The following is a 25,045-nucleotide window of genomic DNA, read 5'->3' on the forward strand; positions in this document are numbered from 1 at the left end:
TCACTCACCCGTAAACTCCGGATCGCGGTTCTCCCTGAACGCCGTGACGCCCTCGAGCATGTCGTCGGTGGTCGTCAGCAGGGCGAACGACTGCTTTTCCATCGACAGGCCCGCGTCGAGGCTCGTCTCCTGGCCTTCGTTGATGACCTGCTTCGCGGCCTTGAGCGCGACCGGCGGCCCCGAGACCAGATCCGAGACGACGTCGTCGACAACGTCTTCGAACTCGTCCTCGGCGACGGCGTGGTTCAAGATCCCCCACTCTTCGGCCTCCTCCGCACCGATCTTGAGGCCGCGGAAGACCATCTCCTTCGCTCGGTTCTCGCCGACGAGTCGAACGAGGCGCTGAGTCGCGCCGCCGCCGGGGATCAGGCCGAGATCCGTCTCGGGCGTACCGATCGTCGATCCTTCCTTTCCGATCCGGATGTCACAGGCGAGCGCGAGTTCGATACCCGCGCCGAGACAGAAGCCGTCGATCTTCGCGACCGTCGGTCGGTCGAACTCGTAGACGGTCGTAAACACGTCGTCCGGGTCCATGATGTCGACCGGTTCGCCGGCGGTGAAGCCGGTGATATCCGCGCCGGAGCTGAACGCCCGGTCGCCGGCACCGGAGAAGACGACGCAGCTGACTTCGTCGACGTCGACGTCGGTCAGCAATCGGTCGATCTCTGCGAACATGTCCTCGGACATCGAGTTCAGCCGTTCCTGGCGGTCGAGCGCCACGTCAAGGACGCCGTCGTCGGTGAGTTCCCAGTCGAGGTAGTGGTATGGCGGGTCCGTTCGGTAGTCGTAGAACCCTTTGCCGGCGTCTTCGCCGGTGTGGCCTTCCTCGACGAGTTCGACGAGGTAGTCGGACGGCTCGTAACGGTCCGCGCCGTATTCCTCGTGGAGCGACTCGAGTTTCTCGAGGACGGCGTCAAGGCCGACGCGGTCGCCGCGGCGGCACATCCCTTCGGGGAAACTGCCGCCAAGGCGGAGCCCGGTGTCGATCTCCTCGGGCGTCGCGACGTCGTTTCCGATGAGCCACGCCGCGTTGTTGATCATGACTGCCTCGGTTCGAAGCGCGTCGAAGTCGCCGGCGTCGCTCGGGCCGTAATCGACGCCGTCGGCGTCCGACGCCTCCCCGTCGCCGTAGTCGTAGAACCCTTTGCCAGTCTTTTTCCCGAGGTTTTCGTTCTCGACTTTCTCCGCGACTGCGGGTGGAACGGGCTGGTCGGAAGCGTCGCGGAAGTGATAACCGATGTCGATGCCGCCGAAGTCGTTGAGTTCGAACGGCCCCATCGGATAGCCCCGTTCGTAGACCATCGTCGCGTCGGCCGTCTGAATGTCCGTCTCGTCGTTCGAGAGCATCCAGGCCGCCTCTTCCATGAACGGGACGAGGACGGTGTTAACGACGAAGCCGTGGACGTCCTTGCGAACGTGGATCGGGGTCTTGTCGACCGACTCGACCCACTCGTAGCCGGCCTGGGCGTACTCCTCGCTCGTTGCTTCGCCGCGGATTACCTCGACGAGATCCATCTTCACCGGCGGGTTGAAAAAGTGAAGCCCGATGACCTGTTCCGGCCTGTCGGTCGCCATTGCGATCTCCGAAATCGAGAGACTCGAGGTGTTCGACGCTAGAATCGCGTGATCGGGCGCGTGTTCATCGACCGTCGAGAAGGTATCCCTCTTGATCTCCATCTGCTCGGGAACGGCCTCGATTACGAGGTCCGCATCCGAGACAGCCTCGGGAAGGTCAGTGGTCGTCTCGATTCGCTCGAGAACGTCTTCGCTGGATTCGTCGATTCGTCCCTTTTCCGCGAGCTTTTCGACGCTCCACTCGATATTTTCGTAGCCCTCGTCGACGAGGTCTTCCTCGAGATCGCGCATCGTTACGTCGTAGCCACCGATCGCAGCGACCTCTGCGATCCCGTGACCCATGCTTCCTGCGCCGAGAACCGCGACTCGTCTCACTGTGTCAATCGTCATCAATGGTAACTGCGTGTTTGGTTCTCATATATCTTTGGAAGCGATAGCCGGTGATTCGCCGCTACCGTCGTTTACCGGCGGGTAACGGCCAGTCAGTTGCCGCTATCGAGCGTTGTCGGTATCGGTCCGGACAGCCGGTCAGGAGAACGCCCGTCACCCGGGATCCCTACTGTCCAATATAGTTGGATACATTGGCTTAGCCCGTGACGATGGTTGTTATCCAGGAAAAATCATGTAATAAACGACGGAGTACGATCCCATTACAATCTTATGTGTGTAATTGATGTTGGCGGACGATCTTCACACTGTCTACTTTGCTTGGACGCTATGTGGTTGTTGAGCCAACACTTCTTTACTACTCAGTTTGTACGGCTCTTTATGGTGCGTTTTCATCCACCTCGTCTAATATAATCGAACCACTTAACAGACTCAACGTGCCAATTGATACCGTGACTAAATCCACTCCATCACTCACGTCGGTCCAACGGGTGTTCGAGGTCATCCACCTCCTCTGGGAAACCAACGGTGCAGGCCCGTCCGAAATAGCGACACGAATGGAGATTCCAAAAAGCACCGCGCACGTGTACCTCCGGACGCTCGAGACGACCGGCTACGTCGTCAACCAGAACGGCGAGTACTCTCTCAGTTACAAGTTCCTCTCGACGGGGTCGCGGATCAAGTACCGAAGTAGGATCTATCAGGTTTCGAAGCTAGAGCTCAAGCGACTCACCGAGGCGACTGGCGAACTGGTGACGCTCGTGATCGAAGAGGCGGGTCGGTCCGTAATCCTCCACGAGGAGTTCGAGGATCAATCCCTCGAGTTGGGAATCTATCCCGGCATGACCCTTCCGACACACTCCCACGCGCCCGGAAAAACCATCCTGGCACACATGTCGGACGAGCGCCTCGAGGAGTTTCTCGAGACGCGTGGGCTCCCGCAGGTGACCGATCGCACGATTACGGATCGGGAGACACTTTTAGACGAACTCGAGACCATCCGCGAGCAGGGATACGCGGTCGATTGGGACCAGCAAGTTAACGGAATGGGGTTGCTCGCCGTCCCAATTATCGTTGAGGGGGAGTTAGAGGCCTGCATCGGTATCGCAGTGCCGACCGGGCGAATGAAAAACGAGTCTTACCAGCGGACGCTCCTTCAGGAGGCGGAGGAGTCGGCGGATACGATCAGGATCAAGTATCGGTACGGTCAGTAGGCGAAACGATGGAGTGAGTCGCATGCAGTAATCCGAGGGAGTGGCGTGGACAATATAACAACCAACAAACAACTGTATAAATAGGGCATGTATTTTATATAATATTCCCCCGCCAATAACCGATACTCGATAACTCTTCAATATATTTATAAAAATCTAATACGTCCGAAACTGTGTCCGTAATACCTTATTACGCACTTAGATCACACCGCCCCTGTAAGCATTCGACTCCGCCCGTTTGTCATAGAAGAGAAACCAGTACAGCGATGAAATCACTGTATACCCCGTTTACTCTCGGTTATTACGCTACTTTCCTTCAAATCGTTTTTATATTTCATACTACAGTCATAACAAGTATTCTAGTATACAATATAAATGGTGGTATCTGTAGCCGGTAATTCGATCAGGAGCATCTCTGATCGCTCGTCTATCGTCTGCTGTTCTCACCGGTTGACTCGGCCACATCTCTGTTGGGCCGAAACTATAACGCTCCCTCGCTCGAGAGGGAGTCGTGTGATAGGTTCGGCTTCGTTGACGGCGGTTCCCGATCTCCTTCGATTGATCGCCGTTCCGGTATTCGCGTGGGTCGCGTATCGCGATATCAAAACTCGGCGCGTCTCGAGCGGCGTCTGGATTCCGCTGTCGACGCTCGGTGCGCTCTTGCTCGTCTGGGACGGGTGGCTCGCCTGGAACGCGTCCGATTCGACCGTCTGGTTCGAAGAATTCTTGCTACCGGTAACTGTGAGTCTGGGCTTCGTCGTCCCACTCGCGTATCTGTTCTGGTGGTTCGGCGGCTTCGGCGGGGCGGACGCCAAGGCGCTGATGGCGCTTGCGTTGCTCTTTCCGACCTTCCCGCAGTACGTCGTCGGTTCCGTCGGGTTTCCGACGGCGACGACGCCAGTCGGCACGTTCTCCTTTACGATCCTCACAAATGCCGTGCTGATCGGCATCGCCATTCCGCTCGCACTCGCCGCCCGAAACGCCCTCGCCGGGCGAATCGCACCGGTGATGTTCCTCGGATGGCCCATCTCGTGGGATCGGGCGACCGAAACCCACGGAACGCTTCTCGAGTCGCCGAGCGTGCTCAACCGCGGCGGACTCGATCTAGATGCCCTTCGGATGTACCTCCGCTGGCGCAACGTCTCTCTCGAGGAGCTTCGCTCGGATCCCGAGCGCTATCGGGATCCCGACTCGCTCCCCGAGGAACCGAACCAGCCAACCGACGGTGCCGTCGACGCGGCGGTTCGAACCGACGGCGGGGAGCCCCTCGAGTCGTCGGTTGCCGATGAAGAGACGGAACGAGCGGGCCTCGACGAGGAGTCAGGAGAGGCAGATCTCGACGAGGAGTCGGACCAGTCAACTATCGACGGGACGTCGGTGGCCGCCCCCGAAACCGAGCCCACGATCGACGATCCGTGGGGTGCCGAGGCGTTCCTCGAGGACATCGATCACGCGGCTTACGGCACGTCTGCCGAGTCGCTCCGGTCGGGACTCGAGAGCCTGACGGACGAACGGACGGTCTGGATTTCGCCGGGAACGCCGTTTCTGGTACCGGTCTTCCTCGGACTGGTAATCGCGCTGGTTTACGGCGATCTTCTGTTCGGTCTGTTCGTCTGAGAGCCGGTCCGAGGACTGGTAATGCGATTCGCTATTTTCGGAGAAGGTGTTGGGGGAGAGGCTACTCACCGCTCACGCGAGCAGTCGTTCGTACAGCGGCACGAGAACCGTCCAGAGCACAACGATCGCCCCGCCGCCGATGATAATTCCGAGCCACAACTCTCCCGTGCCGGTCGGCGGCCCGCTCGCTATCGCGACGTAGGTTCCGACGACCAACAGCACGCACCCCAGCAGCGTCGCCACCTCGAGTGCCGCCGCGACGGGGTGTTCCCGCGCCAGCGCGGCCAACCTGCTCAATCCGCTTGCCGGACTCATACTCGAGGCTCACGCTCGAGTGTAAAAACACTCACGGCAGTTCGATTCGGTCGAGTACCTCCGGGCTGGATCGGGTCGGGGTTCCCGCTACGGATTCACGCCCCGATATCCCCGCGCGAAAACAGCGCTCGAGCGATGAGGACGAGTACTGCGGTCGCGATCAGCAGGATCGCCGCGCCGGTCAGGTCGTAGGTGCTCTCGACGAGGATTTCGGTCGGATCGTAGTAGTGCGTCGGGCTCCCGTTCCCGATCCACCCGTAGTCGTCTGTCCCCACGGTGATCGATTCGATCAGGAAGAGCACGAAGACGACGGCGATGGCGAGTCGATTCGCGACGGTCGCTCGAGAAACCGTCACCGAGAGCACGAGTCCGATCGCAGTACACGCGAGCAGATAGGGAATCGAGAGGAGGTGGACCATCGCCAGATCCTGGACGGAAATCGACTCGCCGACGGCGACGACGCCGCCGTAGACGGCCACCGGAACGATGGCGTTGAGCACGAGAACAGGTACAGCAAGGGCGGCGAACGTCTCGAGGACGACGCGGCCTCGAGAGACCGGAAGCGACAGGACGAGGTCCATCCGGTCGCGTTCGACGTCCTCGGCGACCGAGTTCGCCGCGGCGTAAGCCACGTAGAGGCCGAGCAGGAGCAACCACATGAACTGGTAGATTTCGACGGCGAGAAAGCCCTCGATCGTCCCGAGGGTTTGAATCCCGAAGGCCTCCTGCATTGCCGGCGGGTAGGCCTCGACGAGCTCGTCGATGTCGGCGTCCGCGAACGAGGGAAAAAAGCCGATGAACGCCAACGAGAGCACGCCGATTCCGACCGCGAGCGCGACCGTTCCTCGAAGCCGGCGCTCGGCTTCGTACCGGGCGATCTCAAGCATCCGTCTCCTCCGTCGTCGGCTCCGCACTCGGCTCCCTCGTTTCGTCGTCGACCGTCTCGGCGTCCGCTCGAGCCTCGACTTCCTCGTTCGCGTCTCCGTAGTAGTGCATGAAGATCGTCTCGAGCGCCGGCTCGTCGATTTCGACGTCGACCACGTCGTAGCTCGCCAGATGCGAGAGCAAGGCGTTGTACTCGCCCGTATAGGTGAAGGTGATCGACCGGCCGGTCGTCTCGAGTTCGGCCACGCCGTCGATCGGCCCGAACTCCTTTTCGGGCTCGGCGAGTCGAAGTCGAACCTGCTTCCCGCCGCGGTCGAGCAGGCTCTCGACGTCCTCGAGGGCGACGAGTCTGCCCTCGCGGAGAATTCCGACACGATCGCAGACGCGCCGAACCTCGCTCAGGACGTGCGAGGAGAAGAAAATCGTCGTTCCGCGGTCGCGTTCGGCTCGAAGAAACTCGAGCAGCCGCTCCTGTTTCAGCGGATCGAGTCCTGACGTCGGCTCGTCCATGATGACGAGGTCAGGATCGTGCATGAACGTCTGGACGAGCCCGAGCATCTGCTTGTTGCCGCTCGAGTACTCCCGAATCTCCCGCTCGAGCGGCGGCGTGAACAATTCGAGGAGTTCCTCGCGCCGACCGTCGCCCTGAACCGAGCCGAAGTACTCGAGAACCCGTTCTCCGGTCGCCTTCTCGTCGAACCCGAGATCCGCCGGCAGGTAACCGAGTCGACGTTTGGCCTCGATGAGCTCACTCTCGTCGCGAACATCCGCACCGAGTACCCGAGCGGTCCCGTCGGTCGGCTCGAGCAGGCCGAGAAGGAGCCTGATCGTCGTGGTCTTGCCAGCACCGTTCGGGCCCAAAAACCCGAATATCTCGCCCTCCTCGACGGTGAAGGTGAGGTCGTCGGCCCCGAGTACTTCGCCGTAATCTTTCGTCAGGCCGTCGACGTCGATGGTGCCCATGTGGGCTGTTTCCATCTCACAGGTGATAAATTCGGCTGGCCGTTATCTGATCCGGGAACTGGTTGGCGAACTCGATACGGGAATTAGTTGGCGGACTCGATCCGGGAATTGGCGGGAAAACGGATCTCTCCGCTCGAGTCGAGCTGAGTTGGTGACGACAGTTCAGACTCGAGAGTCGATCTCCTCGGCGATATCGTCGAGTTCGTCGTCCGACAGATCGGGCGCATCGCCAGCGACGGCGTGGATCGGGCCGCCGCCGTCGCCCTCGAACCGCGGCACGATGTGGCAGTGAACGTGGGGGACTTCCTGACCGGCCGCCTCCCCGTTGTTGAACGCGACGGTGCTCGCGTCGGCGTCGACGCTCGCTTCGACCTCCGGAACCAGCCGGTGGACCGTCGCGTAGAGGTCGGTCGCGACATCGTCGGGAACGTCGTTGAGTCGTTCGTACTCCTCTTTGGGAATCACGAGCGTGTGTCCCGGCGCGAGGGGATTCGCGTCGAGGAAGGCGATCGTAGTCTCGTTTTCGTAAACGATTCGTGCCGGAATGTCGCCGTCGATGATCTGGCTGAAGATCGTACCCATACGCGAGTGTGTGTCGCCTCGACCCAAGAAGGTTACTCGCCTAATTAACAGCCAGCCTGTTTTGGTTACTCGAGCACTCCCTCGAGCGTCTCTCGAATCGCCTCGAGATACTCTTCTGGTTCGTAACCCAGCCGCCCGATCCAAACGTCTTGATACGAGGGGTGCAGAATCGGAATGAGCCAGACCCCAAGGCTCTCACAGTGAACCGGCTCGAGGACGGTCTCGAGGAAGCCGTCGATGGACTTGCCCTCCGCCTCGAGGACCGTCGTCGTCGCGTGTTTTCCGGTCGCGAGGACGACTTCGGGGCCGATCGTCTCGAGTTCGGTCAGCAGGTGGGTGCGGCAGTTCTCCCGTTCCTCGTCGCTCGGCTCCCGGTTGGTCGTCGGATCGTCCGAATCCGCGGGAAAGCACTTGACGGCGTTCGTGTAATAGGATTCCCCGCCGTAGCCGATCCGCTCGAGCATCGAGCGAATGCGCCGGCCCGAGTGTCTCGAGGTGTAGGCCTTCCCCGTCCAGTTGCCGCCTCGCCAGCGGTCCGCCGACGGCGTTCCGCGGCCGGGGGCTTCGCCGCTGACGACGATATCCGCCTCGAGGTCGCCAGTTCCCCACGAGATGCACTCTCGGGAGTCGACGAGTGCGGGACAGCGAGTACAGTCGCGCTCGAGGACGTTTTTCGTGTCCGGGAACTGCGGATCCGCGGCGTCCTCCGCGCTCGCGCCGGATTTCTCACTCGAGTCGGCGTCGGGTTCGGGCACAGTCGACGGTTCGTTATCCAGCGACTCAGCGTTGTCGGATTCGCCCCTCTCGGTCCGTTACTCGAGTGCTCGAGGGGACAAGTTTACAATCGCCGAGTGACTTACGGAAGCTATGAGAGCGGAACTGCTGATCGAGATCCTTTCGCTACTAGTCTACACGGTCGCCGCGATCGCCCTTACCGCGGCGGGAATCGTGACCGAGTACGCGAGTATCCAGCACCTCGGGTCCGGTGAAACGATGGTCGCCGTGTGGCTGGCCGCGCTCGGCGGCGTCATGTTATACGCGGGCGTCTACGGGCTCGGATACCAGAAACTGCTCGCGCGTCTGATGCAATACTAACCCGGCTTTCCTCGCAGGATTCGTGCCGCCGATCCACTTCGCGGTCGTCCGTCCCCGACTTGCAATATCGATTCCTCTTTACTTCCCCAGCGAATTACGTCACACATGAGCAGGTTCGGCGAGGTCGACGACCAGTACGACCCCGAGGCGGTAGAGCAACGGGTCTTCGAGTACTGGAACGACGTCGACGCTTACGAGCAGACGGTCGAGCACCGCGCGGACGGCGAATCGTTCTTCTTCGTCGACGGCCCACCGTACACCTCCGGATCGGCCCACATGGGAACGACCTGGAACAAGTCCCTGAAGGACGTCTACATCCGCTACCTTCGAATGTGCGGCTACGACGTGACGGACCGGCCGGGCTATGACATGCACGGACTCCCGATCGAAACCCAGGTCGAGGAAAACCTCGGGTTCGAGAACAAAAAAGACATCGAGGAGTTCGGCGAGGAGAACTTCATCGACGCCTGCAAGGAGTACGCCGAGGAGCAACTCGAGGGACTCCAGAGCGACTTCAAGTCCTTCGGCGTTTGGATGGACTGGGACGACCCCTACAAGACACTCTCGCCGGAGTACATGGAGGCCGCCTGGTGGGGCTTCTCGAAGGCCGCAGATCGTGGCCTCGTCGAGAAGGGCCACCGATCGATCTCGCAGTGTCCACGCTGTGAAACCGCCATCGCGAACAACGAAGTCGAGTACGAGGACGTCGAAGATCCCTCGATCTACGTGAAGTTCGACCTTCAGAATCGAGATGGGTCGATCGTCATCTGGACGACGACGCCGTGGACCATCCCGGCGAACACCTTCGTCGCCGTCGACGAGGAGGGCGACTACGTCGGTGTTCGGGCCTGGAAAGACGGTGAGCGCGAGGCGCAAAGCGCCTCGGATGAGTCGAGCGGCGATACGCCGCAAGACGGGGAACTTCTCTACCTCGCCGAAGCCAAACACGAGGAGGTCCTCAAGGAGGGCCGCTACGAGGACTACGAAGTCGTCGAGGAACTGACCGGCGAGGAGCTAATCGGCTGGTCCTACGAGCACCCGCTCGAGGAGGAAGTGCCCGACCACGTCGACGCCGAGGGAACCCTCGAGGTCTACGCCGGCGACTACGTCGATACCCATGGCGACGGCACCGGGCTCGTCCACTCTGCACCCGGCCACGGTGAGGAGGACTTCGACCGCGGAACCGAGCTGGGCTTCCCGATCTTCTGTCCCGTCGGGGGCGACGGCGTTTACACCGAGGAAGCTGGTACGTACGAAGGTCAGTTCGTCAAGGACGCCGACGAGGAGATCATCGCCGACCTCGAGGACAACGACGCGATGCTATCGTCAGGACACGTTCACCACAGCTACGGCCACTGTTGGCGCTGCGACACGGGGATCCTCCAGATCGTCACCGACCAGTGGTTCATCACGATCACCGACGTCAAGGACGAGCTTCTCGAGAACGTCGAGGACAGCGAGTGGCACCCAGACTGGGCTCGAGACAATCGGTTCCGGGACTTCGTCGAGGACGCACCGGACTGGAACGTCTCCCGCCAGCGCTACTGGGGGATTCCGCTCCCTGTTTGGACGCCCGAAGGACGCGATGACGACGAGGATATGATCGTCGTTAGCGACCGAGCGGAACTCGCAGAACGCGTCGATCAGGACATCGACGCCGATTCCGTCGATCTGCACAAAGACACCGTCGACGATCTGACGATCACCGAGGACGGGACGACCTACACCCGCGTTCCCGACGTCTTCGACGTCTGGCTCGACTCTTCGGTCGCCTCGTGGGGCACGCTGAACTACCCCTCCGAGGAGGAGCGCTTCGACGAGCTCTGGCCAGCTGACTTCATCCTCGAAGCCCACGACCAGACCCGCGGCTGGTTCTGGTCCCAGCTCGGGATGGGGACGGCCGCGATGGGTGAGGTGCCGTACGACGAGGTTCTCATGCACGGCCACGCGTTGGACGAGGACGGCCGCAAGATGTCCAAATCGGTCGGCAACGTCGTCGAACCCGACGAAGCGATCGAGCGCCACGGTTCGGACGCAATGCGGCTGTTCTTGCTCTCGGCGAACCCGCAGGGCGAGGACATGCGCTTTTCGTGGGACGAGATGGCGACGCTGGAAAACCAGCTCCGGACCCTCTGGAACGTGTTCCGATTCCCGCTTCCGTACATGCGTCTGGACGGCTTCGATCCGAACGAGTCCAGCCTCGAGGCCCTCGAGGACGACCTCGAGTTAGTCGACGAGTGGATCCTCGCCCGTCTTCAGTCGACCAAGGCCGAGATGACCGAGGCGTTCGAAGACGTCCGTCAGGACCGCGCACTCGATGCGCTGCTGGAGTTCGTCGTCGACGATGTCTCTCGATTCTACATTCAGGCCGTCCGCGAACGAATGTGGGAGGAAGACGACAGCGCCTCCAAGGAAGCCGCCTACGCGACAATTTACCGGGTCCTTCGGGAAACGGTCGCCTTGCTCGCACCCTACGCACCGTTCATCTCCGAGGAGATTTACGGCACGCTCACCGGCGAGGACGAACATGACACCGTCCACATGTGCGACTGGCCCGCGGTCGAGGAAACCTGGGAAGATCCAGAACTCGAGACCGACGTGGCGCTCCTCCGTGGCATCGAGGAGGCGGGCGCGAACGCCCGCCAGCAGGCCGGCCGCAAGCTCCGCTGGCCGATCGCGCGAGTCGTGGTCGCGGCCGACGACGACCGCGTTGTCGAAGCCGTAACCCGTCACACCGACCTGCTCGCGGATCGACTCAATGCCCGCGAGGTGCAGGTCGTTTCCCCCGGCGAACAGTGGGGCGAACTCGCCTACAGCGCCGAGGCGGACATGAGCGAACTCGGCCCCGCCTTCGGTGGTCGGGCCGGCGAAGTCATGAACGCCCTCAACGAGGCCAACATCGAGGAGCCCGATCTCGAGGCGCTCGAAGCAGCGGTCGACGACGTGCTTGAAGACGACGAAGGTCTCGAAGCGTCGATGGTCTCGTTCGTCACCGAAACGCCCGAGGATGTCGCCGGAACGGCCTTCGGAACCGACGGCGACGACCGCGGTGTCGTCTACGTCGACGCCTCGCTCACCGAGGACATCGAGAGCGAGGGTTACGCTCGAGAGGTCATCCGCCGAGTCCAGGAGATGCGAAAGGAACTCGACCTCGACGTCGAGGAGCGGATCGCACTCGAGTTCGAGGTCGAAGACGACCGCGTCGCCGATCTCGTCGCAGACCACGAGGACCTGATCCGCGAGGAGGTTCGCGCCGACGAACTCGGCTCGCTCGAGGACGGTCACCGAAAGGAGTGGGAGGTCGAAGGCGTGGCGGTCGAAATCGCGATCGATCCGCTGGCGGCCGCTGAGGCGTCCGACTGAGGCGATCGTTTTCGGCTCCCACTCGAGGACGGTGCGGTCGATCGAGCCTTTTCGAGTGTCGTCTTCTCGAGAACCCGTCGCTCAGTGGGAGTTAGAAGATGCAAGGAGGTTGGTTCGACGGCTGTCTACTCGACGTAGTTACAGCACGTGTGTCGATTCTTGTCGATTGTCTGTGTCCTCGATTCCGAGGAACTGTCCGTGAGACGCCCACAGCGCGTCCGTCTCGACAGTCGCGTCGAAGACGATGGTGTTGCCGCTGCGGTAGATTCCGTCGCTCTCGAGCGACTGTGAACCGGTTGTCGCCTCGGTAACGATGTTACGAACGGTCTCTGCGCTGACTCGATTCGGATCGGCGACGATGCCGTATCGGAGACGGCTTCGGTCGGATCCTGCTTGGAGGGCAACACCGGCGGCGCTGGCAGCCCGAATTGCGGATTTGAACGCATCCGGCGCGTCGGTCAGCCGACTGCAGAGCGAGCGACGCGTATCCGAGCCCAGCGACGCGTATGCGACCGCGTGACCGGAGAGCAGCGACGGGAGCGAACCGTAGTTCGCACCCGCGACCGTCCCGCTCTGAGTCGGTCGTGACTGACGGTCGGCGTTCATCTCGAGGGCCGTATCAACGTGTGTCCGCGCGTCGGTCTCTCCGTGATCGTAGCCGACGTAGAGCGTGGAGTCGTCGACGCCGATGGCGTACGGCGAGTCCGCGGCGGCGAACCGATCGACCGTTTCGGGTTCTCGAGTTGTGGGCGTGATGGAGCGACTCGAGCCGGTTCCCGTCGCTCTCTGCTGATGGGGACCCGCCTCCATTCGATGTTCGTCATCGGTCGACTCGACGTCGGTTAGCCCGTGCTCTCGCGCTTGTGCCCCGATCGCTTGGCTGTCGAACGAACCGGTTGCGATGGCACAGCCGCCGGTTATCGTTTCGCCGTCGATTGCGGCGCTCGCGCTCACGCGCTGGATATCCTCGAGCGAGACTGACGAGTACTGCTGTCGGATATCGGTGAGCGCGTTCCCGACCGGACCGGGGAGTCCGACGACGTTCAATACCGGACGTTCGACGCTGGCAGTTACCGTCGTTTCGGCGTCGACGACTGCGCTGGCATCGTATCCGTTCTGCCGGTGTCGCTGAGCCGTCGACGACGACCCGCCGATCGGCGCGGCACCGGCCGTCCCGCTGGCGATGAGTCCGCCGCCCGCGACCGCGATGGCGCGACGAAGCAGCGACCGTTTCGATAACATCGATTGACAAGAGACGTGATTATCATATAAGCCTACTATCGCGTTTTCTCGTCGAGAAACTCCGCTCCGTTCGTCGTCTCGATTCTGCGCGGGGCGCCACGCTGAGTACCGGACTGGTCTATAGTTCGTTCGCAATCGCGGGCGCAACCGACACCGAACTGACCGTTCGTTCGACCGTGTCGGTTCCGTAAATCGCTTCGACGCCCGCTCGAGAGAGCTTCGTGTAGGCGTTGCGAGCTAACAACGGGTGGACGCAGGTGATGAACACCCGCTCGACGCCTCGTTCCTCGAGGACGGCGACGGCCTCGCTCATCGTCGACCCCGTCGCGATGATGTCGTCGGCCACCACGACGTCGCGTCCGGCGACGTCGACGTCGCTCGGAGAGATTTCGACGTCAGTTCCAGAGTGGCGCGTCTTTTCGAAGTAATCGGTTTCGCCGCCGCCGTAGCCGTCACGGACCGTTTCGGCGAGGTCGATCGCGCCGGCGTCGGGCGAGAGAAAGACGGGGTCCTCGAGCGCGTCCGGAAGCGGTTCCGAGAGCCGTCCGGCCGCGTCGACGGCCGTCGCCGACGGTTCGAAAAACTCGCAGACGCCTCGTTCGTGGGGGTTGACGGTCAGGACGCGATCCGCACCCGTCGAGATGGCGCGGGCGACCGCGCGAGCGGAGATCGGATGTCCCTCCTCGAAGGCGTCGTCTTGGCGGCCGTAGCCCATGTACGGGAGCACCGTGACGACTTCTTCGGCACCCGCCTGGCGAACGGCGTCCTGTAGCTGGAGGAGTTCGATGTGGGCGTCGTTCGAAATAGTCGATGCGACGACGATAGCGCGCTCACCGGCAAAATCCGGAACCGCGGCGAGCGTTTCGCCGTCGGGAAACCGGTCGTAGGTGGCGGCCGTGAGCGGCTCCTCGAGAACTCTCGCGAGCGAGGCACCGAGCGACTGTGAGGCGGATCCGCTGACGATCATACTCGGTGAGACTGCCCCCGGGCTAAACCAGTTTTCGTTCTTCCACGCGCCCTCATAGAGTCGGGTTGCCAGTCATTTCCGGCCATTCGTCACCCCTGATATGGCGAATGACCGGTAAATAGTTACAACGACCCTATCAGTCGTCGGCTTCTTCCGCGTCGTCAATATCACCATCGCCTGGTCCACACGGGCCGCTGTCCGTTTCGGCCGCGATCGTTACGCCGTCGCTGTCTCTGACGCTAACGTATAGGTTGAAACAGTCCGGATCGTTCCAGTCTGCCGGCGTCACTTCGGTGAACTCGTCGCCGTCGACTCGAGCGACGATCCTGATCGGTCCCGGCTCGCTCGGCCAGTTTCGTTCGAGCGTCGTGGTATCGCCGCTCGATCCGAGGCTCTCGCTCGTCCAGTCTTCGATTTCGCCGTCGAATTCGACGAGGACGTCGACGGTGTGACTCGAGTCGTCCATGTTTTCGACCGTAATATTGCCGAGGACGGTCCCGGTCTGGTCACCGGTTTCGGAGCTCTCGGTTTCGGTCCCGTCGCCCTCACTGCCACCGCTTTCGTCGTCGCCGCCGTTTTCGTCTTCTTCACCGGAACTCGTACACCCAGCAACCGCACCCATCGTGGTTGCACCCGCGACGGCCAGCACGCGCCGCCGTGTTATCTCTGCCATTGGAGTCTTCTGAGAATCCCGTCACATTAATCCCCCGTCAGACGTCCGTCATACTCTCGTCGCTCGCCGGATCGGATTACGCCGGTGGTTCAGGGATCGCAAGCCCTGTAACGCCCGCTACGCCGAGAACGTGCGGTCGCCAGCCGTCCGTATCGGCCGCAAGAAACGTTCCCTCCGACGTGATCGCATAGACGGTTTCCCCGTAGCCGAAGCCGACGACGGAATCGCTCGAGTTCGCACCGCTCGCGCGCCGATCTTCGTCCGTTTGCTCGCCGGACCCCAACTCGCCGTCCCGAATCCATTCGGCCGTTTCGCTCCTGTCGCTCGAGTGCTCGTAGACGACGCCCTCGGAAACCGCGTGCGCTCGCTCGAGTTCGCCCGGCGGGCTAACCGGGTCGGCCGCGACCGTGTCGAAGGATTCAGATCGAACCTCCATCCAGCCGTTGCCGAGTTTGTACAGCCCCGCTTCGGTCGCCGCGAGCGGAACGCCGGCCGCGGAGACGTCGCGGACGTCTGTGAGCCCGGCGTGGTCGAGTTCGCCGTCGTGAACGCGGTAGACGCCGTTCTCGGTTCCCAACAGGTCTCCGTCCATCGCTCGAACGTCGGCTTCTAGCGTTTCGGCGAGCGTTTCCCAGTCTCCCTCGAGTCGGCGGCCGATGCGACCATCGGGTCCGGCGGCCAATAGCGCTTCGTCGTGGTAGCTCACGCCTACTGCGGGGCCGAAGTCCATTTCCGCGAACGAGTCGGGATCGGTCGGATCGGCCACCAGCACGTCTTCTTCGGTCGCGATCGCGACTGAACCGGGCCCGGCGGCGACATCTCGAGTCTCGCTTCGGTGACAGAGCGAGAACTCGCCGACGGCGCTTCCGGAGACTTTCACACGGACGACACCCATGGAACTGCCGACGTAGGCGCTGAGCGCACCCTCACTCTCGCCGTAGACGCGTTTTTCGTCGATCGTGGTCATACTCGTGCCATCGGCCGGGGGCGTCGAAAGCATTCTGCTTGGCGGCGACGCTGTCGGGTTCGCGGACGATATCGGATGTCGGCGACGCCATTGGTTGCGACTACTGTACTCCTTCGAGCGAGCGCTGGACGTGTGCGTTCTCCGGAACCCCTTTGAGGTGTCCGTCCAGACTAGTTCCCAATGAAAGTGTTCGGATCGAGTGGAACTCGCGGCGTCGCCAACGAGGAACTGACGCCGGAATTCGTCCTGCGCGTCGCAAAGGCTGCGGGGACAGCCTGGGACGTCGACCGCATCGCGATCGCTCGAGATACGCGCCACACCGGCCGGATGCTCGCCGATGCGGCGGCCAGCGGAATCGTGAGCACGGGAACGGACGTCGATCGACTCGGCATCCTCCCGACGCCGGGCGCGCAGTTCTACGCGGAACGCGAGGGCGTGCCGACCATCGTGATCACGGCTTCGCACAATCCGCCCCAGTACAACGGCGTCAAACTCGTCGGGAGCGACGGCGTCGAACTGGCGATCGACGACTTAGAGCGAATCGAGGAAGCGCTGCTCGCAGAGTCGTTCGAGGTCGCCGCGTGGGACGAAACCGGACGAAGCCGTGACGTCGACGGCGTCCGGCGGGACTATATCGACGAACTGCTTGCGACCGTCGACCGAGAGCGGATCGCCGACGCCGACCTGACCGTCGCCCTCGACCCAGGCCACGGTGCGGGTGCGCTCGTCAGCCCCGAGTTCTTCCGCGAGCTCGGCTGTCGAGTCGTCACCGTCAACAGCCAGGCAGACGGCCACTTCCCCGGTCGCGACCCCGAGCCCGTTCCCGACAACCTCGAGGATCTCGGCCGGCTCGTTCGCGCGACCGACGCCGATATCGGAATCGCCCACGACGGCGACGCCGACCGCGCCATCTTCTTCGACGAAACCGGCGAGTACATCGAGGGCGACGCGACGCTGGCCGCACTCGCCGCGGCCGAACTCGAGCCCGGCGATACGACCGTCTCCGCGGTTAACGTCTCCCAGCGACTGGTCGACGTGGTCAACGACGCCGGTGCATCCATCGAACTCACACCCATCGGCTCGACGAACATCATCACGAGGATAGAGGAACTCGAGGCCAACGACCGCCGCGTCCCAGTCGCCGGCGAGGGCAACGGCGGCATCTTCTTCCCCGGATTCCGCCTCTCGCGAGACGGGGCCTTTACCGCCGCCCGGTTCCTCGAGCTTGTCGCCGACCAGTCGGTGAGCGACCTCGTCGAACCGTACGGCGGCTACGCGAACGTTCGACGGAACGTCGAGTACGACTCGACCGCCGAGCGCGACGCGATGATCGACGCTGCGGCGAACCAGGCCAAAACCTCCGAGGCGGAACTCAACACGCGCGACGGCTACCGACTCGATCACGGCGACGCCTGGGTGCTCGCCCGACCGTCGGGAACCGAACCCCTCGTTCGAATCTACGCGGAAGCTCGCGACTCGAGTCGCGCCGACGAACTCGTGGACGACATGTATCGGGCGTTAATCGAGGCGAAGGACGAGGCCTGACTGCGGACCTGCTATCTTTCGACCAGCTTTTTCTTTCAGACGTGTCGTGCGCCCCACCGTTCGGTCGCGAGCAACAGCTGATGGGCGAGCACGAGAACGATGACGGTGAGGACGATTAACGCGCCCTCGAGGACCGTCGTAAGGAGTCCGAGTGAGACGATCAACGTGGTCGCACAGGCCGGGGGATGACGGGTATCCGTCGCCAGCATTCCGCCCGCGGTGAGCGTCGTCGCGAACACGCCGCTTGCTGCGAGGCGGAGGCCTTCTATCGACCCCGGTTCCGTCGTCCCCGCCATCGTGATTCCGCCGGCGAGCAGGTGGTAAGCGAGGAGCCCGGCAACGACGCCGATGACGTGGCCGCCGATCACGCGCCGCGGCGAGGTCGCGTCGCTCTTCTGGAACAGTGCCAGCACGAACGCCGTTGGACCGAGACTCGGAAACAACATCGGGAACCCCGACAGCCACGCCATCCCCGCTGTGGTCATGATGAGGAGTCCGGTGTGGAGCGTGCTCCCGAGCTGGTCGTCCATCCTGCTCGAGCGTTCGGACTCGAGGTACAAACGTGACCGGTTTCGGCCGTCTCGAGCGCCGATCGGAGCGGAGAGCGAGTGTCGATCGGGGCGGAGAGTGAGGCGAAGCGTCGTCCTCAGGGAAGGCCCGCGCCGTCATCGGCGATCGTGCGGACCGCGATCATGGAACGACCGTCACCGGAACCGTCGCCCGTCGAGTCACCTGTTCTGCGATGCTGCCGAGCAACACTCTCGAGACGCCCGACCGGCCCTTGCTTCCCATGATGATGCCGTCGACGCTTTCCTCCTCGGCGTACTCGAGGATGGCGTCGCCGGCCGTTCCATCGACGACCGCCGTCTCGAGATCAGCGTCGTACTCTGCGGCGAGTCGCTTCGCTTCGTCGAACACCTCTGGTTCGGCATCGGTTCCCGCGATCGCGGGCGGTTGACCGGCGTAGCCGGCCGCGAGGTCGTCGACCGCGTGAAGGACGGTGATCTCCGCGTCGGGAAAGTGCTCGAGGGCGTACTCGAGGGCCGCGCGTGCGGGATCGGAGTCGTCGACGGGGGCCAAGAGATGATGTGTCATACCACGATGTTCGTGCCCGACCCGGGAAAATTCTCCGGAGTTTGCAGCTTCGCCTCGAAGACGTGGCACATCCCGACGCACTTTTCGGAGAAACGCTTAGGAGTCGGAACTCGAACGTTGGGTTCCCGAACTATACGTTCTCGATACGTATTACCGACTCACAGAAATGTGGGCAACTGGCGGCGAAACATGGTCGAATTACTCGAGAGCGACTCGAGGCCGTCCGTCGGTGGACCGACTACATTCACGATACCCCTCCCGAAATATGGGGCCACGGCAGAACGCAGTTGTGAACTCTCATCTCGAGAGTGCCCAATAAACTGAACTTTCACCTGAACACGAGCATCACGTACGGAATGTCATACGGCAGTAGCCGAACAACGGTAGTGAGCTACACCGGATCGTCGACCTCGAGGGCATTTCGCAACTGTTCGCGCTCTTCTCGAAGGGCCTCGAGTTCGTCCGCAACCCGTCCGTCCGCCAGTCGCCTGCGTTCGTCGGGGGTGAGCTGAACGACCGCCTGGGCCGCCGTCTGCAGGCGATCGTAGTCGGGATCGCGAGCGAACAGTCGGACATCTCGCAACAGCGCGACCGTCTCTTCGTCGGCGATCCGGTCGACGAACGGTCGATACTCCCGCGTCCGCCGCTGGAGGACCCCCGCGGGTCCGGGTGGCCACTCGAGGGTCAACGGCTCGGCGTCGATCCCGTCGAGGAACGTCTGCTGTGTCGCCACCTGTCGTTTGAGTTCGTCCGCGTCGTCGACGTAGTGAGAGAGCTTCGACCGGGAGTAGTTCGCGTACTCGAGGAGTTCGTCGATCGTGTACTCGCCTGCAGAATTGGTGGCGACGTAGGACTCGAGATCCGCGGGCGGTTGCTCGTACCCGACGAATGGGTACCAGCGCGTCCGATCGAGGAAGGCGAAAATCTCCCGCGCGGAGGCCTCGCTTCGGTACGCTTCGAAGGCCTCGCGGAACGCGTCGTTGTAGCCTTCGATGGGCTCTCGGAGTCGCTCGACCGGCGCGTCGAGATCGGCGTTCGAAAGCTCGAGCAACCGCTCGTTTTCCGCGAGTTCGTCGTCGATCTCTCGCAGTCGTTTGCTCGCGTTCGTCCTCGCGGCTCTTACCGCCTCGCGAGCGGCTTGGCGTTCGTCGATCAACTCCGCGTACTGCTTGGCCGGCTCGAGTTCGGCTTCGGCCCTCTCGAAATCGGACTCGCTCAGTCGGCGTTTGTCGATTGCGTCCAGGGACGCCTCGAAGGCCTCCCTTCCCTTGAGATCGTCCGAGAGCCCCTCCACGAGCGAATCGAACTTTCCCTCGAGTTCGACGTAGGCCTTGAAGTTCTCCTTGCCAGTTCCCGTCGCCCGATCGACGTACGACTCCAGGAGATCCACCGCGTCCCGGTAGGCCTCGGCAGCGTCCACGACCGCCTCACCGCCGTCGCCCCCTTTCGTTTCGATCTGTTGTTGTGCCCGCTCGAGCCGGTCTCGGGCCGCCTCGAGCTCCTCGAGTGCGTCGGATGCCGTGCGATGAACGGATTCGCTCATTGGTCTGGGTCCAGTAAGTTCGCGTCGTTCAGTTAGTTGGCCGAATTATTCGTAGACGGTATCCGGATCGAACACCTTCTCGCCGACGTTCTCGCCCTCGATCGTGCGGTAGAAACACGATCGATGGCCCGTGTGACACGCGCCGCCCTCCTGGTCGACCAGATAGAGCAACGTGTCGGCGTCACAATCGACCCGCACGGCGTCGACCTGCTGGGTGTGGCCGCTTGTCTTGCCCTTCTGCCACAACTCGTCGCGGCTTCTCGAGTAGTAGTGGGCCACCCCCGTCTCTCGCGTCCGCTCGAGCGCCTCCGGAGACACGTACGCGAGCATCAACACCTCGCCCGTCTCGGCGTCCTGGGCTACGGCCGGAACCAGCCCGTCCTCGCCAAAATCGACCTCGATGCCGTCGTCCATACTCGAGTGGAAGTCCGCCGGGGGCGATAGGTCTTTTGCTGGGCTCGAGATTGTGGGAACGGACGGGTTTCGGTTGGACCGGTAGCGGTTCTCGAGCAAATCTCGATGGCAGCTGTTATTTTTTCGTAAACGGCGACGAGCCGCTCGAGCGATCCAGATTTCGATCCCGTTCTGGGTTTTCCCTGTTGGACCACTGAACTACAAACCGTATTAGCGCAGTCCCTCTTTCTCGGCACCTTTATTGTGTTGTGACATGTAACAACAGTTGATGGGCGATGGTGACGATACCGACGCGAAACACGTCATGGGGCGTGAGTTCGAGTTCGACGGGACCTACGTCGAAGCCGAGGCGTGGGTTGTTCCGAACTCCGACCGGTATCCGGAAGGCATCAAATACTCGTTCCAGTACGGAACCACTGATGGCGAAACGATCTTTCGGTACGATAACTTCCCGGACCATCCGGGCGTCGGCCGTCACCACAAACACAACTCAGATGACCCTGACGACGTTGAAAACGTCGACTTCACCGACCTCGAATCACTCTACAAACGCTTCAAACAGGAGGTAATCGACAATGGAGAAAACTGGTAACACGAACGACGATCGGACGTTACATATCCGTTTCAGAACTGGCGATGAACAGCGAGCGCTCGAGACGCTTCGAGCGCTCGACCGAGGCGATGAGCCAGAGCCGTTCTTTGAGATCGTGTACAGCGATCCGGATGACTTGGCACGGGTAGTTCGGCCGAAGAACCTCGAGTTACTTCGGACCATCGCTCAACACGATCCCAAAAGCATCCGTGATGCGGCTCGTCTCGTCGATCGGGACGTTCGGCAGGTCCACACGAACTTGGAAGAACTCGAGGAGTTGCGTCTAATCGAGTTCGAGAAAGACGGCAGAGCCAAGAAGCCGACGGTCTGGTACGACACGATTGCGGTAGATCTGCCACTCGCACACGGCACAAACGCAAATCGAGATGCTGCCGACGTCTGAGTACTGCAGTAACATTTAGCTCAGTGCAAACAGTTTCAGACAAACTTTTGTTGGGTTAAAGGACCATCGTAGTGCACCATGCGGCTTTACTTTGCTGTTCAGTAGTGCACCGTCTCGAGGCCAGCCACGGCGTCGAAGTCGGAATCCCGGGTGACGAGCGATGCACCGTATCTCCGACAGAGGCCGGCGATTAGAACGTCCCCGCTGTTGATGGGCTGGCCGCGGTCGACCAGTTCGGATTTAACCAGTGCCGCCTCGGCGGCCGCCCGATCGTCGAACTCGAGTGTGTCGACCCAGTCGAGACTCTGTTGTGCTTTTTCGATCGAGCTACCGGGGTAGCGGGCGGCACCTTCGTACACCTCGAACATCACGGTCGCTGGCGCGTAGTAGATCGGCGTGTCGTGGCTCTCGAGAAACGCCGCAGCGTCGTCAACCCCCTCGAGATAGTCGACGAGAAACGTCGCGTCGAGCGCTTTCATCGGCGGTTTTGAAGCCGCTCCTGTCGCTCGTCGAAGCCCTCGTTAACGTCTTCGCGGGCCTCGTCAACGGCCTCGCGGAACCCGTCTGCGTCGGCAAACGCGCCGAATCCTTTCATGTGGTCGCGCTCACCGCCCGTTATCCGGTTGATCGTGTCCGTGAAGCTCTCATCCTCTCGCTTGTGCGCTTTCAGGTTTTTGTACGCCTCTTCCGTGATAGTCAGACTTTTCGTCCCCATGTGTACACGTAGGTGTACGTCTACTATTAGCAAAAGTGTACCGGACTCAGGTTCCTCGTTGCAGTAACGGAGAGTTTGGTTCAGTGGTCTCGGAAGGGAGAAAACCCACTACGGGATTGAGGGACATCCCAAATTCGTACTGCCGATGCGATTACTTTCACAGATTCATGTTGACCTACTCCCTCGATTTCTGTCTCGAGAAAATGCCTCGAGTCCGGTTTACGGACCGAAACCCCGATCCACGATGTGGTGATGGTGGTTGTTTCTTTGTCGGCAACTCGCTGATCGAGATTTCGGCTTACCGCCCCGACTCGAGCCTTAGTCGGACTCGAGCAGGCCGGGGGCGACGTGACAGCCACAGGGCGTGGCGATGCCGATCGTGGGCTCTTTCATCGTGACGAGTGCGACCGGGGTTCCGCAGGTGGGACACTCGACCAGAGACCTCGAATCGGATGTGGCGTCGTCCGATTCAATCTCGAGGTCGTCGCTCTCGTCGGTCATAGCTTCCCTCCTGCAGTGATTGTGACTGGTGTCTGTACGTTATTCAGCCGTCGGGCGGGATGTTTATATCCCGGTAGAATGAACGTAATCATGGCTCCGAGCAGACCGCTTGGAAGCCACGCCTCGGGTGCTAGGACACCCGGGGCATTTCAACGCATGCCCCATCACTCGTTGAGGGTGACTTCCATTCTGTTTGTTGACCTGATGAGACTTATATCTATCCGTCACAGCTCGGGAAAATCGCCATTTCTGTGACCGAATCCGTCCTCGAGGCACTACCTAATTCGTCGACTCTCCGTCTCGAGACCGCGCTGTCTGGCAATTGTGGTCCGATCGAGCGTAGGCGGTTGCGAGAGAGATTTCGAAGAGCGTAGGCGGTCGGGTTAGTCGTCGGTGACCGTGATGTGGAACGATTCGGTTTCGGCGTTGGCATCGTCTCGAGTTCTATCGGGCCCGCGCTCGACGTCTGCGTGCCACGCCGTGACTGCGTACCGATACTCCCCGGACGTTGTGCGGTCGGGTACGCGTACTGGGACCGAAATTTCGACGCTCAATTCGGGCGGCGACCAGTTCCAGTACGGCGGGTCCGCGTCGTCTTGGCCGACTGGCGAGTCGGAGAAGCTCGCATCGTTGACGTCGAAGACGACGGATTCCGATTCTGGAAGGCTGGAAACGCGCACGCTTCCCGCGTCGTCGACTCGGAACGTCGCTGTCGTTTTCTCGCCCGGTGTGAGTTCCAACTCTTCGCCCGCGACGACCGGTACCGCATCCGACTCTCCGGTCGGGTTGCTGTGGACGAGAAGGCCACCGAGACAGATACCTACCCCCGCACAGCCCGAAGCGAGGGCCTGCCGGCGATTCATGTTACACGGTACACTCTCTCAATATAAGTTCCCTTTCGAAGGTCAAACCGTGATTTGTCCTTTCGATATCCGTTCTCTCAGCCCACGCTGGGGAACGCGCTGTAACCTGGCGGAGTGAAGGGGCAAAGCGCGCTGGCGCTTGCGTGGTCATCACAGCGACCCCTATCGTCGCAGGCGATATGTCGCCGTGTGACCGCCAGCGTGCTGAGGGCCTTCGGGGTTACAATCACTCTCACTCGAGCCGTTACCGTCTCTCATCAGGAAGAGTGCTCGAGGGCGGCCAAACCGAACCAGAACGATTTCGAAAAGACGAGTTACAGAAACGCCTGAAACAGGAACAACACGGCGTTGTAGCCGCCGTGGATCCACATCACGAGATAGAGGTTTTCGTACTTCTCGTAGAGCCAGCCGAGCACGAGCGACAGCGCGAGGACGACGCCGAGCGAGACGACAGCTTCGGCGAACGTGGCCGTAAAGTAGGCGGGCAGGTGGATGCTCGAGAACAGCACCGAGGTCAGGACGATCGCCCCTGCGGAGCCGAACGCGGGGCGCATGTAGTTCTGGATGACGCCCCTGAACAACAGCTCCTCGGCGGGTCCGATGATGAGGATCGAAATCACGGCCAGCGCGAGGAAGTACGTCGCTGAGGCGTTCTCGTCGATCAGCGAGTGCTCCGAAGCGGGGATCCCGAGCGTGTTGCTGATGATCGAGAGCGCCATGCCGAGCGCGACGAGTCCGGCGATCGCGATGAGGCTCACGACGAACTGGCGGTTCGTCGGGATCGACAGGCCGAAATCCGATTTCGGGATCCAGCCGCGCATGACCGAAAGCGCCGCGAGGCCGACCGCGCCCAGTCCCAACATCGCCGACTCCGCGGCGGCCAGGAATACGAACCCGTCTCCCTCGAAGAGGTACTCTACGAGCTCGAGGTTATCGGTCACCATCAGGCCGATCATGAGCGGCATCATCAGCGCGATACTGCCGGCGAATGCGATGATGAACGCGCCGATGACGTAGCCGACCGAGCCGGCAATGGCGATCAACCGCGACCGCGACGGGGGTTCTTCGGGCCCTGACACACCGGGGCCAGGATCTTCGGGATCGGAACCGGAATCTTCGGGATCGGACGGAGGATCCGATTGGGGGCTGTCCATACCTGAATATCAGGGAATCCAACCGATGAATGTGCCGATCCCTGCAGTCCGTGCTCGCATTCCGCACGGAACCCAAACTTTTCATGGTCGCTCACGATTCTCCCGCCGTGGCTCGAGGACTACTCGCGCGGCTCCGAGCGTGGATCGCCGTCGAAGACCCCGAGGAACGTATCGTGGGCTCGGGCGACCCCATCACGTCGCCACAGCACAGGCGGTCGCCGGACGCCGAACGCGAACTCGAGCGACTCGAGGACGCCGCCGACGAAAACCGCGGCGAAGGCCCGTAGCTCGTTTCGAGTCGTCGCCTCGCCGACGCGTGTCTCCGCGGGCGAGTCGGTCCGTGCTCGGCCAACGTGGGGTTGCACTCGCCGCCCC

At 61.9% G+C, this 25,045-nt stretch carries 27 protein-coding genes; 8 read left to right on the plus strand and 19 right to left on the minus strand.

The genetic code is table 11. The features are described 5' to 3' along the window. Positions 1-1,965, minus strand: a complete 1,965-nt coding sequence (locus QNM96_RS12360; RefSeq protein ID WP_283836695.1) for a 3-hydroxyacyl-CoA dehydrogenase/enoyl-CoA hydratase family protein — start codon at positions 1,963-1,965, stop codon at positions 1-3. A gap of 449 nt (positions 1,966-2,414) precedes the next feature. Here QNM96_RS12360 and QNM96_RS12365 point away from each other — a divergent pair, with 449 nt between their 5' ends. Next, a complete protein-coding gene (locus QNM96_RS12365) occupies positions 2,415-3,176 on the plus strand; it encodes an IclR family transcriptional regulator (RefSeq protein WP_283836696.1) in 762 nt (253 codons plus the stop codon). 516 nt (positions 3,177-3,692) lie between these two features. Further along, the gene (locus QNM96_RS12370; protein WP_283836955.1) at positions 3,693-4,793 is read left to right on the plus strand and encodes an A24 family peptidase C-terminal domain-containing protein; all 1,101 of its coding nucleotides are present in this window, start codon (positions 3,693-3,695) and stop codon (positions 4,791-4,793) included. Positions 4,794-4,865: 72 nt separating this feature from the next. On the opposite strand, the gene QNM96_RS12375 is transcribed toward QNM96_RS12370, so the two are convergent. From QNM96_RS12375 to QNM96_RS12395, 5 genes are all read right to left on the minus strand, one after another. Then, positions 4,866-5,108 carry a hypothetical protein gene (locus QNM96_RS12375; protein WP_283836697.1) on the minus strand — a complete coding sequence of 81 codons (243 nt, stop codon included), beginning with the start codon at positions 5,106-5,108 and terminating at the stop codon, positions 4,866-4,868. Between the two features lie 95 nt (positions 5,109-5,203). Beyond that, positions 5,204-5,995 carry an ABC transporter permease subunit gene (locus QNM96_RS12380; RefSeq protein WP_283836698.1) on the minus strand — a complete coding sequence of 264 codons (792 nt, stop codon included), beginning with the start codon at positions 5,993-5,995 and terminating at the stop codon, positions 5,204-5,206. Then, on the minus strand, positions 5,988-6,956 hold the full coding sequence (locus QNM96_RS12385; protein WP_283836699.1) for an ABC transporter ATP-binding protein: 969 nt from the start codon (positions 6,954-6,956) through the stop codon (positions 5,988-5,990). Before QNM96_RS12385 ends, QNM96_RS12380 begins: the two co-directional genes overlap by 8 nt. A gap of 162 nt (positions 6,957-7,118) precedes the next feature. Further along, on the minus strand, positions 7,119-7,538 hold the full coding sequence (locus QNM96_RS12390) for an HIT family protein (protein WP_283836700.1): 420 nt from the start codon (positions 7,536-7,538) through the stop codon (positions 7,119-7,121). 65 nt (positions 7,539-7,603) lie between these two features. Continuing rightward, the gene (locus QNM96_RS12395; protein WP_283836701.1) at positions 7,604-8,293 is read right to left on the minus strand and encodes a uracil-DNA glycosylase family protein; all 690 of its coding nucleotides are present in this window, start codon (positions 8,291-8,293) and stop codon (positions 7,604-7,606) included. A 112-nt stretch (positions 8,294-8,405) separates the two neighbouring features. On the opposite strand from QNM96_RS12395, the gene QNM96_RS12400 reads away from it, so the two are divergent. Together QNM96_RS12400 and ileS are read left to right on the plus strand one after the other, a co-directional pair. Next, entirely contained in the window at positions 8,406-8,633 is a 228-nt protein-coding gene (locus tag QNM96_RS12400; protein WP_283836702.1) for a hypothetical protein, read from the plus strand. 105 nt (positions 8,634-8,738) lie between these two features. Further along, on the plus strand, positions 8,739-11,996 hold the full coding sequence (ileS, locus tag QNM96_RS12405) for an isoleucine--tRNA ligase (RefSeq protein WP_283836703.1): 3,258 nt from the start codon (positions 8,739-8,741) through the stop codon (positions 11,994-11,996). Between the two features lie 138 nt (positions 11,997-12,134). Here the strand turns inward: ileS and QNM96_RS12410 are convergent, their stop codons facing one another. From QNM96_RS12410 to QNM96_RS12425, 4 genes are all read right to left on the minus strand, one after another. After that, positions 12,135-13,238, minus strand: coding sequence for a hypothetical protein (locus QNM96_RS12410; RefSeq protein ID WP_283836704.1), 1,104 nt, complete (start codon positions 13,236-13,238; stop codon positions 12,135-12,137). A 118-nt stretch (positions 13,239-13,356) separates the two neighbouring features. Then, positions 13,357-14,205, minus strand: a complete 849-nt coding sequence (locus QNM96_RS12415; RefSeq protein ID WP_283836705.1) for a ribose-phosphate diphosphokinase — start codon at positions 14,203-14,205, stop codon at positions 13,357-13,359. Positions 14,206-14,341: 136 nt separating this feature from the next. Next, a complete protein-coding gene (locus tag QNM96_RS12420; RefSeq protein ID WP_283836706.1) occupies positions 14,342-14,878 on the minus strand; it encodes a hypothetical protein in 537 nt (178 codons plus the stop codon). Between the two features lie 76 nt (positions 14,879-14,954). After that, positions 14,955-15,845, minus strand: coding sequence for a hypothetical protein (locus QNM96_RS12425; protein WP_283836707.1), 891 nt, complete (start codon positions 15,843-15,845; stop codon positions 14,955-14,957). A 180-nt stretch (positions 15,846-16,025) separates the two neighbouring features. Between QNM96_RS12425 and glmM the strand changes: the two genes are divergently transcribed. Continuing rightward, positions 16,026-17,390: a phosphoglucosamine mutase gene (glmM, locus tag QNM96_RS12430; RefSeq protein WP_283836708.1), complete on the plus strand. Its 1,365-nt coding sequence runs from the start codon at positions 16,026-16,028 to the stop codon at positions 17,388-17,390. A 35-nt stretch (positions 17,391-17,425) separates the two neighbouring features. On the opposite strand, the gene QNM96_RS12435 is transcribed toward glmM, so the two are convergent. The 4 genes from QNM96_RS12435 to hisI form a co-directional block, all read right to left on the minus strand. Continuing rightward, positions 17,426-17,920 carry an HPP family protein gene (locus tag QNM96_RS12435; protein ID WP_283836709.1) on the minus strand — a complete coding sequence of 165 codons (495 nt, stop codon included), beginning with the start codon at positions 17,918-17,920 and terminating at the stop codon, positions 17,426-17,428. Positions 17,921-18,080: 160 nt separating this feature from the next. After that, positions 18,081-18,485, minus strand: a complete 405-nt coding sequence (locus QNM96_RS12440) for a universal stress protein (RefSeq protein WP_283836710.1) — start codon at positions 18,483-18,485, stop codon at positions 18,081-18,083. A gap of 391 nt (positions 18,486-18,876) precedes the next feature. Further along, entirely contained in the window at positions 18,877-20,028 is a 1,152-nt protein-coding gene (locus QNM96_RS12445; protein ID WP_283836711.1) for a hypothetical protein, read from the minus strand. A gap of 45 nt (positions 20,029-20,073) precedes the next feature. Next, positions 20,074-20,442 (minus strand): phosphoribosyl-AMP cyclohydrolase, encoded by a 369-nt coding sequence (hisI, locus tag QNM96_RS12450; RefSeq protein ID WP_283836712.1) that lies wholly within the window; start codon positions 20,440-20,442, stop codon positions 20,074-20,076. Between the two features lie 268 nt (positions 20,443-20,710). Here hisI and QNM96_RS12455 point away from each other — a divergent pair, with 268 nt between their 5' ends. Together QNM96_RS12455 and QNM96_RS12460 are read left to right on the plus strand one after the other, a co-directional pair. After that, positions 20,711-21,034 (plus strand): DUF6516 family protein, encoded by a 324-nt coding sequence (locus QNM96_RS12455; protein ID WP_283836713.1) that lies wholly within the window; start codon positions 20,711-20,713, stop codon positions 21,032-21,034. After that, positions 21,018-21,437, plus strand: coding sequence for a transcriptional regulator (locus QNM96_RS12460; protein ID WP_283836714.1), 420 nt, complete (start codon positions 21,018-21,020; stop codon positions 21,435-21,437). Before QNM96_RS12455 ends, QNM96_RS12460 begins: the two co-directional genes overlap by 17 nt. A 98-nt stretch (positions 21,438-21,535) precedes the next feature. Here QNM96_RS12460 and QNM96_RS12465 read toward each other — a convergent pair whose 3' ends face one another. From QNM96_RS12465 to QNM96_RS12485, 5 genes are all read right to left on the minus strand, one after another. After that, positions 21,536-21,916, minus strand: coding sequence for a PIN domain-containing protein (locus QNM96_RS12465; RefSeq protein WP_283836715.1), 381 nt, complete (start codon positions 21,914-21,916; stop codon positions 21,536-21,538). Beyond that, on the minus strand, positions 21,913-22,152 hold the full coding sequence (locus QNM96_RS12470) for an antitoxin VapB family protein (RefSeq protein WP_283836716.1): 240 nt from the start codon (positions 22,150-22,152) through the stop codon (positions 21,913-21,915). The genes QNM96_RS12465 and QNM96_RS12470 overlap by 4 nt, the downstream gene beginning before the upstream one ends. A 318-nt stretch (positions 22,153-22,470) precedes the next feature. Continuing rightward, positions 22,471-22,653, minus strand: coding sequence for a hypothetical protein (locus QNM96_RS12475; protein ID WP_283836717.1), 183 nt, complete (start codon positions 22,651-22,653; stop codon positions 22,471-22,473). Between the two features lie 383 nt (positions 22,654-23,036). Continuing rightward, positions 23,037-23,516 (minus strand): hypothetical protein, encoded by a 480-nt coding sequence (locus tag QNM96_RS12480; RefSeq protein WP_283836718.1) that lies wholly within the window; start codon positions 23,514-23,516, stop codon positions 23,037-23,039. A 314-nt stretch (positions 23,517-23,830) separates the two neighbouring features. Next, positions 23,831-24,670: a CPBP family intramembrane metalloprotease gene (locus tag QNM96_RS12485; RefSeq protein WP_283836719.1), complete on the minus strand. Its 840-nt coding sequence runs from the start codon at positions 24,668-24,670 to the stop codon at positions 23,831-23,833. A 107-nt stretch (positions 24,671-24,777) separates the two neighbouring features. On the opposite strand from QNM96_RS12485, the gene QNM96_RS12490 reads away from it, so the two are divergent. Then, entirely contained in the window at positions 24,778-24,957 is a 180-nt protein-coding gene (locus QNM96_RS12490; RefSeq protein WP_283836720.1) for a hypothetical protein, read from the plus strand. Positions 24,958-25,045: the final 88 nt, after the last annotated feature.

The sequence above is a fragment of the Halostagnicola sp. A-GB9-2 genome (assembly GCF_030068615.1).
Classification (GTDB): domain Archaea; phylum Halobacteriota; class Halobacteria; order Halobacteriales; family Natrialbaceae; genus Halostagnicola.